Genomic DNA, 14632 nt, shown 5'->3' with positions numbered 1-14632 from the left:
GCATCGTCTACGCAGTGAGGAAGACTTCCGCCTTCATCGATTTCCTCAACAAAAAAAGACCCACCTTGTTGCCCAGTTCCAGCAGGTCTGCTGGGTCCATGCGGCCCACTTCGATGTCAGTGAGGGTTGGCGTGGTGATGCGTGGCAGCACCTTGCGCAGGGCGTTGACTTCCAGGTTGAGCAGATCGCTCAGGGATACGCCGCGCAGCTCGCCGGACATGGGTTTGCGCAGTTCTACCTGGGTGATGGTGGTGGTGCCGCGCACGATGGGTTCATCGAGCACCACGACGTTGTCGGGCAGGGCTGGTTGCTCTGCTGCGGTGGTATCGGCCGGGGCGCTCTTGGCTGCGGTGGTTTGGTCGTCGGTCTTTGCCATGGGGTTGCTCCTTTGCGGTGATGGGGGTGCCGCCCAGTGCAGGCGCGGCATGGTTGAGCGATGCGGGCTTAGATGCCGATGGCTTTGCGCTGCTCGGCGAGCATGTCGACGCCACCGACTTTCTCAATAAAGTTGAGGAGGTCGATTTCGATCACTTCTTCGCCGTTTACGGTGAGCTTGTAGTAGCTGCAGGTGGTGGTGATGCTGTGCTCGGTGTCTTCACCGGCGGCGGCATCGCCCATTTCGATGGTTTCGTGACGGCCGCGCACAACGATTTCCACGGCAACCACTTCGCCGGTGTCGTCCTGCTGGTAGGCACCGGCAAAGCGCAGCATGACCCCGTCGGCTTTGACCATGCCGAACTGCTTGAGCACGGTCAGGTCGACGCCACCGAGGGTCCATTCCAGCTGCAGGCCGTCGTCGCTAAAGCCGAGGTCTGTCTTGACCGGGCCGTGCATGCCGCCGCCCCGGTAGCTTTCCATTTTGCGGCCCAGGGCCGGCAGGGTGACGGATTTGGAAACACCGAGGTAGCTGGTGCCGTCGTTAAACAGGTTCATGTTCTTTAGCTTGCGGGGCATGGCCATGGTGGCGCTCTCCTAGCAATTAGGGGCAGGCGCGGCCGTGACCGCGCGGGCAATGGGTTAGCCGGCGTTGATGCGCGCGGCGAAGTCGACCAGGTAGCGATCAGTGATGCGCTGACGCAGAGTGAGGTCTTCGAGCGGCGGCACCGGGGTGTAGTCGTAATCGATAAACAGCTTGCCGGCCTTGAGGGTTACGGCGTCGTTGGCGGCTTCGTCGTACCAGCACTGGCCGTCGATGATGTAGCCGGCGCTTTTCAGCTCGCGGAACTTGGCGTTGATGCCTTCGATGATGTCGCGCACCAGGGATGGGTGCATGGGCTTGTCGACTGCCCAGAAGTGCGCCTCGGCCATGGTGTCTGCCAGCACCTGGGCGGTGCGGGTGTAGTTCTCAAAGGCAAAGAGCGGATCTTCGGAGCAGGTGCGCGAGCCCCAGAAGCGGAAGCCAGCCTCTTGGATGAGGGTGGTGACCTCGGCCTCGTTGAGGTAGTTGGCGTCGGTGGCTGGGTTTTGCAGATCCCACCAGACGTCCGCGCTGATGCCGGTAACGCCGTTGACCGGGATGTTGGACAGGGTTTTGTGCCAGCCGATGTCTTTATCCAGCTTGGCGCGCAGGCCCAGGGCCACAGCAACGGCAGGGGATTCGACGGTAGCGCTGGCGGTGGTGTCCCACTTCTGGAAGCTTGGCCAGATGACCATGACTTCACGGGCGCCGAAGTTATCGCGGTAGGCGACGGCTTCTTCCTTGGTTTTGCAGTCGTGGGCGGATACGTAGGCGAAGGCGCGCAGAGCCTGGGCGATGCTGACCAGGGCGGTGGCGACTGGCAAGCTATCCAGCCCCGGTACGCCGAGGATGCGAGGCACCATGCCGAGCTTACCTTTGGCGGCGAGCAGGGCTTTCATGCCGGTGTATTTGCCCTCGGCAGTGGTGGTGCCGATAAGGTTGCTGACGGTGGCTGCCTCGATAGCCGCCGGGTCTGCACCTTCGCCAACCGCTACACGCACGACGATGGTGAAAGGCTTGGTCTGGTCGGCAATGGCCTGCAGGCTGGCGCGCAGGGTGCCAGTGGTACCGGCCTTGCCGAGTGCGGTTTGCACGTTGGTGATGAGCACCGGGGTGTCGAGCGGGAATACCAGCGGGTCGGCATCCGGCGCAGTAGCAACCAGGCCGACGACAGCGGTGGAAATGGTACGAATCGGGCGGGTGCCTTCGTTGATTTCGATGACGCGGACGCCGTGTAGGTAGTCGGCCATGGGGGTTGCCTGCGCAGTGATTGGATTGACAGTGCACAGGTTGCCGCGCGCGCGATGGCCCCGCGAGCTGCGGGGCTTGTAGGGCTGGGCGCTACAAGACGTGGATGCAAAAAGCCCCGCACTTGGCGGGGCTTTTTGTGTGGCGGTTTGGCTTAGCCGGCGTTGTTGCCGATGCCGGCGACGGCGGCCTTGATGCTGGCGATGGTTTCGGCGGCGATGTCCTGGGCCTGTTCTACGTTGCCGGCCTGCATTGCCTGTCGGACCAACTCCTTTGCTTGCAGGCGGGTTTCGCGCAGTAGGTACAGCGCCTCGTTGTATTGCGCAGCCTCGATCAGGATGTTGTCGGCCGCCTGTTTGGGTGTACGGCCACCGATAGCCCAGGCAGAAACCATACGCGGCACAGCACCGGCCGGGTAGTTTGCATCCTTGAAGGCCTGGGCTTGTTCGGCCGCACGGTCATATTCCACGGCGCGTAGCGGGTCGCCTGCAACCTTGGAACGGGCACTGTCAGCCGCGGCGTCGATTTGCATGCAAAGCATTTGGGCAGTGACGGCCTCACCGGTATCGGCGGGCGCAACGGTATTGCCGGCCTCTAACCATTGCAGATACGCCTGGTGGTCTATGTTGCGCGGGTCATTGGGGATAATTGCGCCATCGGAGCGGAGGATATTTTCAGTGCCAGCGATACGTTGGTAGTTCATGGTCATAGCTCCGCGCTGGCTGTCCAGCTCGAGGAAAAGGCATTCGCGCCGATGTAAGTTCCCGTGCCTAGATACGACGCGCCGTTATTCATGGCGATATAGTCAACAGTTGCCGACGCCTGAAAGACCATCACATGCGGGTTTGGCGCCGGGTTGGTCTTTGTAATCGTCGGGATCGCGCGCTTGGTCGCCTTAAAAGGAACGTCAATCGCAAAATAACCAAACGTCGAGCCGTTAGTAGTGGTCGACAGGTAGTTAGCCGCCCACCGCACAGTGGCTGCCTCGTAATAGCGCTGACACAAAGCCAGCTCAACAGCCGCCGGCCTTGACTCAAACGGCGTCGCGACGGCCGATTCTTCCAACTGGATCTGTGCAATATCGATGGTTTGCAGCACGTTAAGCGGCAGATTAAGCACGACAGCCAGGCAGTCGTTGCCATTGCTCCCGAGCGTCTTGCCCGCAATCGAAGGCAGCGCAAAAGTGGCCACGCACTTTTTCCAGGCAACGCCCAGCGCAAACACCTGGGCCGGCGTTTGAACCGGCGCCGATGGGGCGCCGCCCGTACCGAACACCTGCAGCAGCTCGGCTGTGATATTCCGGGCGCTGTCAGCCTTAGCCCAAAATGAAAGCGTGACCGTTTTGCCCGCGCAGGTACGCACTGACTCTATCTTTTGCTGGATAGTGTGGGTGGCCGAGCCGGCGCCGGCGGTGACCTGCTGCCAACGCAGAAAGTACGACGGCTCATTCGGCACCGCCGTCTGGCCCAGCGCGAACGCCTGGCGACTGATATTCACCAGGGCGGTGCCGTCCCAGTCCGTGCGAAAGCGATCAACCGTCACATAGCCACCGAGGGCACTGCTCGGGTTCTCAGTCGCACGCTGCCAAATGTCAAAGTTTCCATTGATCAGCAGGTTTTTACGGAACACCTGGGCCGCAAAATCCTGCGCAGGGCTGGCGATCTGATTACGCACATACTCGGTATTGGCCAGGCGCAGGCTGTCGTCATCGAGCGGCTGGGTCGGCGCGGTTGGGTTGCCTGTAAGTGCAGGTGATGCCAAAGGCGCATAGCCTTTGGTCACGTCCTGAAAGTTCAAGGCCGTTGTGCCCAGTACGATCAGCCCGTCGGTTACCAACTGCCAGCGAGTATCGGCAAGCGTGGCACCCTGCTCGACGCTTACGATCATGGCCGACGTAACCTCGACGCTAGCATCAGCATCAGCAGCGCGCGCCCAGTTACCAACCGCCGCGACATAGATACCATTTAACTTGGCATCGGCCATGTTTTTGACTAGAACGCGGTCGCCAGCAGCAAGCGCCACCCCGTCGACCGCCTGCAAGGTGCTCAGGTTGATCTGGGCGGTAGTTGCCACCCGGACAGACTGCTTATGGTCGAGCTTGGCTAGTTCTGCCGCCACTGTTGTGGTGACAAATTCGCGGGTGGCTAACACCACGCTTGGGTCGATCTTGAGTTGCACTGCTGCGGTGCTGCTGACAATTAGCACCATGCGCAGCACCTGGGTGCGGCCGGAGCCCTCGGCCATTTCCGGCTTATAGCTTGGTGGGCAGTTGCTGACGGCTACCAGATCCCCTGCAGCGTCATACAGGCCCATTTCGCGCAACCAGTACCCGCCCTCTGTTTCCGGAATCACCAGCTCGGCAATGATCTGGCTGGCGTTGAGCGGGTCTGGTGCCAGGCTGTTTAGGTCGGCGCGGTACTGCTCGCCGATAAGTGCGGTTTGGGTGCGTAGCGGTACCGGCAGCACACCGCCGCCATCACCCACTGCCATGCGGCTGATTTGCAGCGGTACGTTAAGGGCTACGGCGTTGGCGAGCTTGGCCTCACCCACGGCGGTCAGGATTGCGAAGTAGGTTTGGCTCATGGGTAGACGCTCATGATGTCGATGGAATGTTCAGCGCCGCCAAACAGCAGCGTCTGGCTGCTGACCTCGATAGGGCCTGGGGCGTAGGGGAATACGGTGAGGACTTCGCCATCCATGGCGGCGACGCCGATATGCACGGTGCCGCGAGTTTCCAGGCTGATGGCCAGACCAACCAGGTGGCGGCTGACGGGCTTGGCGTCGTCGATTAGCAGCACCAGGGAGTCGTACATTTCCTCGGTGATACCGCTGTCGAGCACACCGATATCCAGTGCGAAGGTGCCTGGAACACCCTCGGGGGCGGTTTGCCACCACTCAATAACGCGGATCAGGTAGCCGAGTGGCTCTACCACCCGGCGCAGGCTGCCGATGGTGCCTTTATGGGCGTGCACGTAGTAGCTGCTGGCAATGACCTGGCGTTTGGTGGCCTCGGGCCAGGATTCCTCCCAGCGGTCCACGCTCATGGCCCAGGCGAGGTAGGGCAACAGGTGGACCGGGCAGCGGGTTGGGCTGATCAGATCCCGAATGGGTACCGGCACCCGCTCAATCTGCGCAAGAGCTTGAGCGGCCAGGCGCTCCAGCTGGGTAGCGTTGGAGGGCAGCATGGGGCGCGTCATGGCGTGCCCGCCACGGTTACGGTTACGCCGGTGCAGTAGGCGGCCTGGGCTGTGGTTGGGGTGATGTCGGCCCAGCCAGTGAGCACCACACGGCGCACGCCCTCAACATGCAGGGCGGCGTAGATGGCCGAGGCGGATACCTCAACGCCCAGACGACGGCGCGCGTTGACCAGGGCGAGCAGCGCAGCTTCTGCCGCTTGGCGGATGGGCTCGGCCTCTGGGCCGTTGGTGGCCAGGTGCAGGGCGGCTGTGACGCTGTATTCAATAACATCGGCGCTTTGCACAGTAAGGCGGTCGGCCACTGGGCGGCGGTCGTCATCGGACAGGTAGGTCATCACGGTGTTGAGCAGGGCTTCGTCTGCGCTGCCATCGCCCAGTAGGGCCTGAACGGTGACCACTACCACGGCAGGGCTGGGGCTTTCTGACGTGGCATCCCCCACCAGGCCGGAGGCGCTGCGGGCGTGAAAGATATAGCTGTTGCGCGGGCCGGCAGTGCTGAGGCCTTCAAACGCCATCTGGGCGCGTTCGCGCAGGGCGTCGTCGCTTTCCATCACCGCTGGTTCGTCATCGGTGGCGGGGGTGACCACTAGGCGCGCGACTTGGTAGTTGGCGGCCACTTGCTCTAGATCGGTGCCCTTTGCTTTGGCCAGCATGGTGGCGAGCGCGGCCTCGTTGACTCGCTGGCGCCAGAGTAGCTCGCGGTAGGCGTTTTCCTGCACCAGTTTGGTGAGTGGGTCTGACTCCAGGGCCAGGCGCGCCGCGATTTCTGCCTGCTCGGCAGCGGGCCACAGACTGACGGTGTAAGCCTTGCGCTCGGTGAGGATCTGCTCGTAGTCGAGCTGCTCGACCACTTGCGGGTCGGGCAGGGCTGCCAGGTCGATGGGCGTGAAGACACTCATACGGCTGCCCCCATGCTGAGGGGGATTTTCAGGCTGAGCGGTTCGTTGCTGTCGACCAGGGTGCCTTCGACAGCCAATTCAGCCTGGCCGGCGATGTTGAGGGCGGTGAGTTGCACGCGGCTGAGCCGCACACGCGGTTCCCAGCGGATAAGCGCCATGGCGATGGCGGCATAGCACAGTAACTGGGTGGCGGCGTTGCCGGGCTGGTCGATCAGGTCAACCATCTGGCAGCCGTACTCACGGCGCATAACGCGCGAGCCGATGCGGGTGGTGACGATGTCGCCAATGCTTTGGCTGATGTGCTCAAGCCTGCTGATAGGGCGGCCGGTTTGTCTGTTCACTTAGCCCCCTGCAAATACGTTGGCACTGCCGGAAGCAACGCTGGAGCCGCACGCGACTGGGTCACCGATGCGGCCCAGCGGCATGCCGTTGGCAAATACGGTGGCGCTGCCATCGGCCAGTTGTGAGCCGTGGCAGCTGTTGGGGTCGCAGTGGCTGGCCCAGGTGTCGCCTTTGCGGTGCACGGCGATGCCGTTGGCGTACACGTTGGGGCTGCCGGCGGTGGACGCGCGCGGCGGAAACGCGCCATGGCCGGTGCAGGCGTCGCCTTTGCGGGTTACGGCGGGCATCAGTTGAGGTCCACTTTTGCACCACGGATGGCGACATTGCCGGTGGCTTCGATGGTGATGTTTGCGGCGCTGGTGATGGTGATGTCGCCGGTGGCCGTGGCGCTGAGCGCTGCTTGGGTGGTGATGCTGACGTTGCCCACGGCGGTTACCTCGGCGGTACCGGGAAGGGTGGCGCGTAGGTGTTTGGCGATGCTGTCGTATTCGATCACGGCGCCGTCGCGGTAGGTGCGGCGGTGCAGGCCGTCGCGGTCGCCGTTGGCCTCGATCAGGTCGCTAAACAGGCCTGTGAGTGCAACGCCGTTGGCCAGTTGGCCGGAGGGGCTGAACAGCACGACCTGTTCGCCTTCTGTGGGCGGGTTCCACTCACGATCCAGACCGGCGCGAGGGTTTATCCAGGGCAGCCAGGCGGTAGTGAGGGTGCCGGTTAGAACCTGTACGCGCGGTGGGTCCATCTGCACGGCGGCGATGGTGCCGAAGCGGATCAGGTTTTCCAGCAGGCGGGCGAGGGTGGCGAGATCGTTCATGCCGGTGATGTTGCCGCGCGCGCGTAGGCGGTGCAGCCGGCTTGGCTTGTAGGGCGGGGGCTTACAAGGTGAGGTGGTGCAGCAGGTGGTCGCGGATGAATTCTTTCTCGGCATCACTAAGGCCGAGCAGCTCGCGCTGGGCGTATTGCACGTCGGGCGCGCCTTTCTCGGCCCGGTCGCGTAGGCCGTATTGGTGCACGCGGGCGATGCGGCTGATACGGCCGGCAAAGCTGACGGTGGCCTCGGCGGCGTTGCCTCGGGCCTGGATGTAACGGGCGGTGCGCAGTTTGGTGAACATTTTGGCCTTGCGCTTGATGCGTCCGACCTTGCCGCGCAGGGTGCGCTCTTTGCGCGGGGCGTAGGCGGTGCCGTCGGGGTTGCGCTGGGCGATGATGCGCTGCTGCTGGCTACGGCGCAGCTGCTGGGCCAGGTCGCGGGCCAGCTTGCTGCGCTCGGTGGGTTCTAGCCGGGTGATAAGCGGCGTGAGCCAGCCGCCCAGGTCGTCGAGAAGGTCAGACATCGCGGCGCGGCGGGTGTGGGGTTTCGAGCAGCAGCACGTCTACCGGTTGTGGTGCTGGCCAACTGGTTAACAACTCGCCGCCGGCATAGATTTCGATGTTGCCTTCCACCTCGATTTGCTCGGTGTATTGGGGTTCACCGGGGTGAGTTACGTCGTAACTGCCGTCGGGTTGTTTGCGCACCACTACACGTTCGGTCAGGGGCAGCTTTAGGCCCATATCGACCTTGCTGGCGTCGATGATGTCGGCCTCGAACTGGATGCCTTCTTCGGCTTTGGCCAGGTTGGCCAGCAGCTCACTTTGATTCACGCGCAACCAGCCGAGCAGGGGCAGCATGACGGCATCGGGGTGGCCGGCGTAGTCGGTGAGGATGACTTGCAGGTCGTAGGCGTATTCAAACGACAGGCTTACGGCGGCGGTGCAGCGGATGCGGCCGTTGTCGATGAATATCAGCAACCGATCCGGGTTGTTCTTGAGTTCTGGCACGCTGGCCAACAGGTGGCTGCGCAGGCTTTCGGGCTTGTTCATGGGTCTGCTCGCGGCTGTTGGTGGTTGTAGATCATGTCGACTTGGGCGGCGCATTCGGCCCAGGCCAGTTCGGCGCGTTCGGCGTCGGTGAGCAATTCGCCGTTACTGCTCGGGCTGCTGGGGCCCAGGGTGCAGGGCACGACTGCGGGACAACCAGTCTCGATAAGCGTTTGCTCCGGTGATGGCGGGGCGGCTGCGCAACCGCTGAGCAGCGCTAGGCAAAGGCTGAGCAGCCCAATCCCTAAGATCTGAATTTTCACGTTTAAGCACCTCGATCTGTTGTTCACGTTCGGTCAGGCCCTGGCGCAGCAGGTTTTGCGTGCTGCGCAGGGAGACTTGGGCGGCGCGCTCACCGTCCAGGGCGGCGGTCAGGGTGGTGATGGTGTTGGCCTGGCGCTGGATGCGTTCTTCGGCTGCTTTCTGCCGATCTGCCGCCAGGGTTTCGCGGGCATCCACGGCCTGGCCCTGCTGGTACTGGCCCCAGAACAGCAGCCCGAGGGCGCCGAACAGGGCGAGGCCGTAGCCGATCTGGCGCAGGGTGGTCATTTGCGGTACCAGCCGGCGGCGTTCATGGCGGGCTCATCCAGGGAGTGCACGTTGCCCAGGACGATCAGCACCCGTTTACCTGGGTGCAGCTCCTGCAGTGCATCACTTAACTGCTTGGTGCATTCGTAGCCGGTATCAGCTGGCAGGCAAATGACATCACCGTCGCGCAGCTCCAGCTTGCGGATCTGCTCGGGCTGGATCATGCCGCCACCTTTTGCCCGCAGCCGCAGCCAGCGTGGCGCTCGTAGGCGCGTTCTAGCTTCACGTCGTACAGGTTACGGGCGTAGGCGGGGCCGTTGTAGCGCTTGGCAAACTCAGCCCACTTTTTGGCCTTGAGCGCTTTATGCAGGGCGGGGTCTGCCTCGATGAAGCGCACGAACGCCTCAAACTGCTCGGCCTCGCTGATGGCCATGCGGGTGGTGAAGTCGTCCAGGCTGGCATAGCCAAGGCGCTGCCAGTGGTAGCCCATGATCTGGAACGCGCCCCAGCTGCAGGCCTCTGGTGCGCACAGGGCATCGATCAGCTTGGCACTGGCCAGGCGCTGGTGTTCGGCGGTGTCGCCGGCATAACCACCGGGGCGTACGTTGACCAGGTTGGGGTGCAGGATGGCGAGCTGGTCGGCGTGGGCCTTAAGCGCGGCTGCATCGTCACCCTCATGGCGCGGGGTGCTGAGCAACCGGTGCATCTGGTGCCGCTCAAACAGGATCTTGGGTTTTCCGTTGGACAGGAAGCCAGCCCCGGCGCTTTCCACCTCGTTGACGGCATAGATGCTGGCGAGGTCCACGCCCAGGCGTTTGGCGCCGTCCACCAGGTGGATATTGCCCAGCAGTTTGCTGCAGTCGGCGCCGGCCAGGGCTGCGAGGGTTTTCTCACCGGCAACGCCATCGACCACCAGGCCAATCTTAAGCTGGTAGGCGCGCACGGATTTTTCGGTTTCGTCGCCGAAGTCGCCGTCCAGAAACAGGTTGGCGCCGGCTTGGTTGAGGCGCTGTTGCAGCTGGCGCACGGCCTGGCCTTTGGAACCGTGCTGCAGGCGTTGGGGCTGGGTCATTGGTTGGGCCTCAGTAGGGCGGCGAGGTTGCCGCGCGAGCGGTAAACGAGGATGCACAGCAGGATGGCGATTGCCGCCTGCCACACGCTGACGGGTTGCCGGTAGAGCAGGATCTCTACCCCAGCGCAGAACAGCGCGCCGATCATCAGGCAGGCGAGCAGGGCAATACCGCGGCGAATGCGTGCGCCCTGGCGCTGGAAGCAAACCAGGCGCAGGGCGGCGGCGATGTAGGCGATGGCGGCGATGATGGGCAGCAGGGTGGTGAGCATGATCACTCTCCTTTGCCTTTTTTGAACCAGGCCGGGACAAAGCTGGAAAAGTCGGTTTTTTCGATCAACTCCAGGGCTTTGAGGGCTACCGGCACAACGAGGATGGCCCCGACAAAACCACCGGGACCGGTTTGGGTGATGATGGTTTGCGCGACGATCTCGGGCGCGCTGACGTAGCCCGCACCGACCGATACCAGCAGGCCGGCGCAGCGCTGCCAGGCCTTAAGGTCGCGCTGGTTCATGGCGATAAGCGCCGCACCGATGATTGCGCCGAACAGAGCGTTGCCATCCATGTGCGGCATAACGGTGGCCAGGCCTACGCCTGCTGTGGCGGCGACTACTACGGCGCCGGTTGTTGGCTCAGCCATGGGGCGTCCTTTCTGCTTGGCGTTCGATTTGGCCGTGGGCGAGTTGCACAAACGGCAGGCGGTTAATGCGGTGCACGGTTTCACCGAGCAGCACGGGGCTAAAGCGTTGGCCAATGCCGTGGAAGCCCAGGGCTACGGCGCAGAACTCGCTACAGAACATGCGCCTTTTGTTGTGCATGCCGATGGCGAGCAGCTGGCTCAGAAAGATGCCGGCCCAGTCGTAGCCGGCATCCTCATGGCGGTCGAATACGGACTCAATCAGGCGGGTATTGGCCCATGGCACGGGGATCAGTTCCCAGTGTTCTGGGTTCTGCTCAATGCGTTTGGCGCGCACGCCGCCGTCCATGGCCGAGGCCGACAGCCAGCGACCATCGGGCATGACTATCTCGCAATGGCTGTAGATAGAGCCTGTCCAGAGGCGGATCAGGCGATTGAACAGCTTGCCTTTGCCTTTGTAGAGGGCGAGGTAGATCAGTCCCATAGGTTCACCATCTGGCGTTGGGGTTGTGGGGCTTCTTCGGGAAGGATCACCAGGGTGCCCTGGGGGATCTGCGCGCCGAGGTCGGCCAGGCCGGGGTTGGCGTCGAGCACGGCTTCTGTAACTGCTGCCGTGCGGCCGTAGTGCCGCCAGCAGATGGCGTCTACGGTGTCGCCCTGGATGGCGCGCAGGGTGGTGGCCATCAGATGAGGTCCACTGACATGCGGGGCACGCCGAGCAGGTCACGGATGGCCCAGCGTTGGTCGCGGCGGTATTCGTCGATGTTGAATTGCAGGTCTTCGGCTTTGCGGTCGCCGGTGCCGGTGCTGTCGTAGCTGCGGTAGCGCTCACACACTTCGGCGCCGGTAGCGGCCTGGATGGCGCGGGTGTAGAGGTGCACCAGCTCGGATACGTCTTGGACGGTTTCCGCTGGCACGTCCGCCAGGGTGGCGTAGCCAGCCGCCTGTTGGGCGCCGCGCCACTTGAGCAGCGCGCGGTTGACGCTGATGGCTGCGGCGATAACAGCGGTTTCCAGCCGGGGGTTGGTGACGCTGGCATCGATGCGCAGAGCGGCGCGCATGGCGTCCAGCTCAATGGATGGCCAAAACGGGTCGGTGTTGATGTGTGGGCCGGCTGGTGGGGTGCCGCCGGCTACAAATCCGCTCATGGCTTGGCCTTGGGTAATAAAACGGCGGTGGTCGGGGCGTCACAACAAGGAAAGGAGAGAACCTGTTGATCAGCCCCGAGCCGCCGTGCGCGTGGGGACGCTCGGTTAGCTGGCCGGTGTTACTGGCACAGCGTGTTTCTTGAGGAGGCGTTCGACGCGCTCCAGATCCTTTTTGCCGCCGCAGTTGCTGTGCAGGTCGATGGCTTTGGCCAGGTGCTGTTTGGCTTCTGCCAGGGTTTCCAGCTTTTCAGCGGCAGCATCATCAGGAATGGCCGCCAGGGCCTTGCCGATTGCCAGGTGCAGCTTGGCGCGGGCTTGGTCTGGCATGTCCTGCTCGGCGGTGATGGCTGCTGCGTTCTCCAGAATCGAGAGCGGGAAGCTGTCGCCAGCCTTCTGGGCCTTGAGGGCGGCTTCGGCGATTTCCTCGGCGATCAGGGTGCCGGTGGTGCGCTCGAAGCGGTCCGGCATGTTCAGGCCGTGCTTGATGACGTACTCGGCCACTTCAAGCGCGCCGGGGTAGTCGGCGGCATCGATGCGCCAGAGCATGACGGTGGTGAGCACCTCATCCTGGGCACCGTTGCCAGCTTCCAGCACGCCCTGCACGTAGGGCACGTACTCGGGCAGCAGCTGCGCCTTGAGTTCGGCCTTACCCTGGTTGGACTGCACCTGCTTGAGACGCGCACGGTGCTGTGCGAGCTGGGCAAGTTGGTGCTCGTAGGCGGTTGCGCCTTCCATTGTTTGGCTGGGGCCAGCGACCGCCGCTGCCTCAATGGCAGCGGTAGTGCGTTGGAAGTGGCGCTTGGCAGGGCTCAGGGCCATGGCGATTAAGCCTCCAGTTCGATGTTTTCGATCAGGCAGCCAAGGCCGTAGTCCTCGACGACGTAGTCTTCGTTGCTGGACTCGAAGTTCTCGATACGGCTTTTGCTGGGGTTTTCGATCACGTGGCGACGGCGGCCGCCGATCTGCCAGTAGATAGCGAGGTTTTCCAGGCTGGTGATGAGCATGGCGCCGTCCGGTACGTATGGAACCTCGACCGGCTGCTTACCGCCCATGCGCTTCTGCGCGAGGATCATGTCGGTGGCCAGCTTCTCGGAAGCGGCCTGCTCTTTGTTGACCAGCGGGAAGTACTTGTCGTGCACCAGGTTGCTGCCGAGGATGACCACTAGACCTGGGTCTTTGCGGTGCCAGGGGGCAATCAGGTTGGCGATGGCGTCGTATACCAGGGCGTCGAGGTTGTTGTAGTCGGCATCGACACCGGTGCCGATGAGGATTTTCCCGGCCGCTTTGCCGTCTTTGAGCACGCGGGCCGGTGCGTCGTTACGGTACTTCTGCAGCCAGCCGATGTTGACGTCTTGCAGCAGCGGATTGGCAACGCGGTCGGTGTTGGCTGCAGCGCTGGTGCCGTTGAAGCCAATCGTGATGCGGTCGAGTGCCTGACGCTTGAGAATGGCGTCACGCAGGCGGGCCTGGAAGTCCGGGAATTTGGCCCAGGCGTCGAGCTTGGCGAAGCGGATGCCGGTGTCAAAGTCGGTTTGACGGCACTCGTAGCCGAATTTATCGGTATCAGACACGTCACGCGGCACGCGCACACCGGCGCCTGTGGTGTCGGTGCGGCCGGCGATGGTGCTGCCGACGGTCAAGCCAACTTTTTCGCCCTTGAGTTCATCGACGCCGGGCATACCGATGCTGCTGAGGAATTCACTGGACTCCTGCATGCGGGTTTCCAGCTTCTGCTGGACGGTTGGATCTACGGCGAATGTCTTGGTGGCGTCAGTCACACCGCTCAGCTTGGCGATTTGGCTGAGGTAGGCGTCGAATTGGTGGCGGGTATCGTTACGCATGGGTTTCTCCGGTAATCCTTGGCTGGGCTTGTCCGTTGGTTATCAGCAGTCGGTAACGACTGCGCTGTCGCCGCCGGTTACTACCGGGCGCTTTTGCTGGTTGTGATCCTGGGTTTTGCCGAGCGTGGTTTTCAGCTCGCCGAGGTCTTTTTCCAGCGCGGTGTACTGCTTTTGCAGGGCGGCCAGTGCCTCAGCCGATTTGCCGACCGCTTCGGCCTGCTGGGTGCTGAAGGTGAGCAGGCCCTGCAGGGCTTCGCCCAGGTCGGCAAAATTGGTGGCGTCCTTGCCTTCCTTTTCCTTGCCCTTGCTGATGAGGGCACCGATGGAGTGCTTGAGCGCAGCGAACATGCTGGGCTGATCGGTGACTTCTTCGAATTCGAGTTCTGCCTCCAGGGCCTCGGTAAACATCGAGGTCGCGGAGTAGTGGCGATCCTTGAACGGGCTGGCTTCTGGCTTTTGCGCCGAGAAGGCGAGCACGTCGGTACCCAGGCTGGCCGGGGAGTCGGTGACCGCCAGGCCGACGATGTAGGCCTCGCCGGTATCGGCAAAGCTGTCGTCGATTTCAATCGAGGTGTAGATCTTCTGCTTGGCCTTGTTCATGGCCACCAGGTCGTCAGTCGGTTCGATCTGAGCGAACAGGGCGAGCTTCTTCTGTCCGTGAATTTCCACTTCTTCGGTCTTTACAGCGGTGATGTCGCCATAGGCCTTGAAGGGGCTGTCCGGCAGCAGGCTGCGGAAGTGTTCCAGCCAAACACGGGCACCGTAGGTGCTTTGGTTGAAGTTTTTGGCGGCTTGCTCCAACCAGGAGCGCTCAATTTTGCGTTTGTCGGTGGTGGCACCTTCTACGGCGACACGGAACCACTTGGAGCGGAATTTCTTCGACATGGGGCTGACCTCAATGCGGTGGCGGC

23 protein-coding genes and 1 pseudogene are annotated in these 14632 nt (G+C 62.8%); all 24 read right to left on the bottom strand.

Annotated features, from left to right (window positions below; translation table 11 throughout):
• Positions 1 to 7: 7 nt before the first annotated feature.
• Complete coding sequence (locus tag Q8O69_RS15675; RefSeq protein WP_305593183.1) at positions 8 to 376, bottom strand: phage tail assembly protein; 369 nt, start codon at positions 374 to 376, stop codon at positions 8 to 10.
• A gap of 68 nt (positions 377 to 444) precedes the next feature.
• Entirely contained in the window at positions 445 to 960 is a 516-nt protein-coding gene (locus Q8O69_RS15670) for a phage major tail tube protein (protein WP_305593182.1), read from the bottom strand.
• A 57-nt stretch (positions 961 to 1017) separates the two neighbouring features.
• Complete coding sequence (locus tag Q8O69_RS15665) at positions 1018 to 2208, bottom strand: phage tail sheath protein (RefSeq protein WP_305593181.1); 1191 nt, start codon at positions 2206 to 2208, stop codon at positions 1018 to 1020.
• 152 nt (positions 2209 to 2360) lie between these two features.
• Complete coding sequence (locus Q8O69_RS15660) at positions 2361 to 2909, bottom strand: phage tail protein (RefSeq protein WP_305593180.1); 549 nt, start codon at positions 2907 to 2909, stop codon at positions 2361 to 2363.
• Positions 2910 to 2911: 2 nt separating this feature from the next.
• A complete protein-coding gene (locus tag Q8O69_RS15655) occupies positions 2912 to 4789 on the bottom strand; it encodes a phage tail protein (RefSeq protein WP_305593179.1) in 1878 nt (625 codons plus the stop codon).
• Positions 4786 to 5403: a phage tail protein I gene (locus Q8O69_RS15650; RefSeq protein ID WP_305593178.1), complete on the bottom strand. Its 618-nt coding sequence runs from the start codon at positions 5401 to 5403 to the stop codon at positions 4786 to 4788. Before Q8O69_RS15650 ends, Q8O69_RS15655 begins: the two co-directional genes overlap by 4 nt.
• Positions 5400 to 6302, bottom strand: coding sequence for a baseplate J/gp47 family protein (locus Q8O69_RS15645; protein WP_305593177.1), 903 nt, complete (start codon positions 6300 to 6302; stop codon positions 5400 to 5402). Before Q8O69_RS15645 ends, Q8O69_RS15650 begins: the two co-directional genes overlap by 4 nt.
• Positions 6299 to 6643 (bottom strand): GPW/gp25 family protein, encoded by a 345-nt coding sequence (locus Q8O69_RS15640; RefSeq protein WP_305593176.1) that lies wholly within the window; start codon positions 6641 to 6643, stop codon positions 6299 to 6301. The genes Q8O69_RS15645 and Q8O69_RS15640 overlap by 4 nt, the downstream gene beginning before the upstream one ends.
• A complete protein-coding gene (locus Q8O69_RS15635; RefSeq protein WP_305593175.1) occupies positions 6644 to 6931 on the bottom strand; it encodes a PAAR domain-containing protein in 288 nt (95 codons plus the stop codon).
• A complete protein-coding gene (locus Q8O69_RS15630; RefSeq protein WP_305593174.1) occupies positions 6931 to 7455 on the bottom strand; it encodes a phage baseplate assembly protein V in 525 nt (174 codons plus the stop codon). Before Q8O69_RS15630 ends, Q8O69_RS15635 begins: the two co-directional genes overlap by 1 nt.
• A gap of 61 nt (positions 7456 to 7516) precedes the next feature.
• Positions 7517 to 7975, bottom strand: a complete 459-nt coding sequence (locus tag Q8O69_RS15625) for a phage virion morphogenesis protein (RefSeq protein WP_305593173.1) — start codon at positions 7973 to 7975, stop codon at positions 7517 to 7519.
• Positions 7968 to 8501 (bottom strand): phage tail protein, encoded by a 534-nt coding sequence (locus Q8O69_RS15620; protein WP_305593172.1) that lies wholly within the window; start codon positions 8499 to 8501, stop codon positions 7968 to 7970. The genes Q8O69_RS15625 and Q8O69_RS15620 overlap by 8 nt, the downstream gene beginning before the upstream one ends.
• Entirely contained in the window at positions 8498 to 8761 is a 264-nt protein-coding gene (lysC, locus tag Q8O69_RS15615) for an Rz1-like lysis system protein LysC (protein WP_371136155.1), read from the bottom strand. The genes Q8O69_RS15620 and lysC overlap by 4 nt, the downstream gene beginning before the upstream one ends.
• Positions 8685 to 9047: pseudogene (locus Q8O69_RS15610) on the bottom strand (LysB family phage lysis regulatory protein); the annotation flags it as partial. The gene lysC and the pseudogene Q8O69_RS15610, both read right to left, overlap by 77 nt.
• Complete coding sequence (locus tag Q8O69_RS15605; protein WP_305593170.1) at positions 9044 to 9250, bottom strand: hypothetical protein; 207 nt, start codon at positions 9248 to 9250, stop codon at positions 9044 to 9046. The pseudogene Q8O69_RS15610 and the gene Q8O69_RS15605, both read right to left, overlap by 4 nt.
• Positions 9247 to 10098 carry an N-acetylmuramidase family protein gene (locus Q8O69_RS15600; protein WP_305593169.1) on the bottom strand — a complete coding sequence of 284 codons (852 nt, stop codon included), beginning with the start codon at positions 10096 to 10098 and terminating at the stop codon, positions 9247 to 9249. The genes Q8O69_RS15605 and Q8O69_RS15600 overlap by 4 nt, the downstream gene beginning before the upstream one ends.
• Entirely contained in the window at positions 10095 to 10367 is a 273-nt protein-coding gene (locus Q8O69_RS15595) for a phage holin family protein (protein WP_305593168.1), read from the bottom strand. The genes Q8O69_RS15600 and Q8O69_RS15595 overlap by 4 nt, the downstream gene beginning before the upstream one ends.
• 2 nt (positions 10368 to 10369) lie before the next feature.
• The gene (locus Q8O69_RS15590; RefSeq protein WP_305593167.1) at positions 10370 to 10735 is read right to left on the bottom strand and encodes a putative holin; all 366 of its coding nucleotides are present in this window, start codon (positions 10733 to 10735) and stop codon (positions 10370 to 10372) included.
• On the bottom strand, positions 10728 to 11216 hold the full coding sequence (locus tag Q8O69_RS15585) for a hypothetical protein (RefSeq protein ID WP_305593166.1): 489 nt from the start codon (positions 11214 to 11216) through the stop codon (positions 10728 to 10730). Before Q8O69_RS15585 ends, Q8O69_RS15590 begins: the two co-directional genes overlap by 8 nt.
• Positions 11207 to 11416 carry a tail protein X gene (locus tag Q8O69_RS15580; protein WP_305593165.1) on the bottom strand — a complete coding sequence of 70 codons (210 nt, stop codon included), beginning with the start codon at positions 11414 to 11416 and terminating at the stop codon, positions 11207 to 11209. Before Q8O69_RS15580 ends, Q8O69_RS15585 begins: the two co-directional genes overlap by 10 nt.
• Positions 11416 to 11880: a head completion/stabilization protein gene (locus Q8O69_RS15575; RefSeq protein ID WP_305593164.1), complete on the bottom strand. Its 465-nt coding sequence runs from the start codon at positions 11878 to 11880 to the stop codon at positions 11416 to 11418. The genes Q8O69_RS15580 and Q8O69_RS15575 overlap by 1 nt, the downstream gene beginning before the upstream one ends.
• Positions 11881 to 11985: 105 nt before the next feature.
• Positions 11986 to 12699 carry a phage terminase small subunit gene (gpM, locus tag Q8O69_RS15570; protein WP_305593163.1) on the bottom strand — a complete coding sequence of 238 codons (714 nt, stop codon included), beginning with the start codon at positions 12697 to 12699 and terminating at the stop codon, positions 11986 to 11988.
• Positions 12700 to 12704: 5 nt separating this feature from the next.
• Complete coding sequence (locus tag Q8O69_RS15565; RefSeq protein ID WP_305593162.1) at positions 12705 to 13721, bottom strand: phage major capsid protein, P2 family; 1017 nt, start codon at positions 13719 to 13721, stop codon at positions 12705 to 12707.
• 42 nt (positions 13722 to 13763) lie between these two features.
• Positions 13764 to 14606 (bottom strand): GPO family capsid scaffolding protein, encoded by an 843-nt coding sequence (locus tag Q8O69_RS15560; protein ID WP_305593161.1) that lies wholly within the window; start codon positions 14604 to 14606, stop codon positions 13764 to 13766.
• Positions 14607 to 14632: the final 26 nt, after the last annotated feature.

This window comes from Pseudomonas sp. (assembly GCF_030690725.1).
Lineage (GTDB): Bacteria > Pseudomonadota > Gammaproteobacteria > Pseudomonadales > Pseudomonadaceae > Aquipseudomonas.
This window is presented reverse-complemented; position numbering and strand designations above follow the sequence as displayed.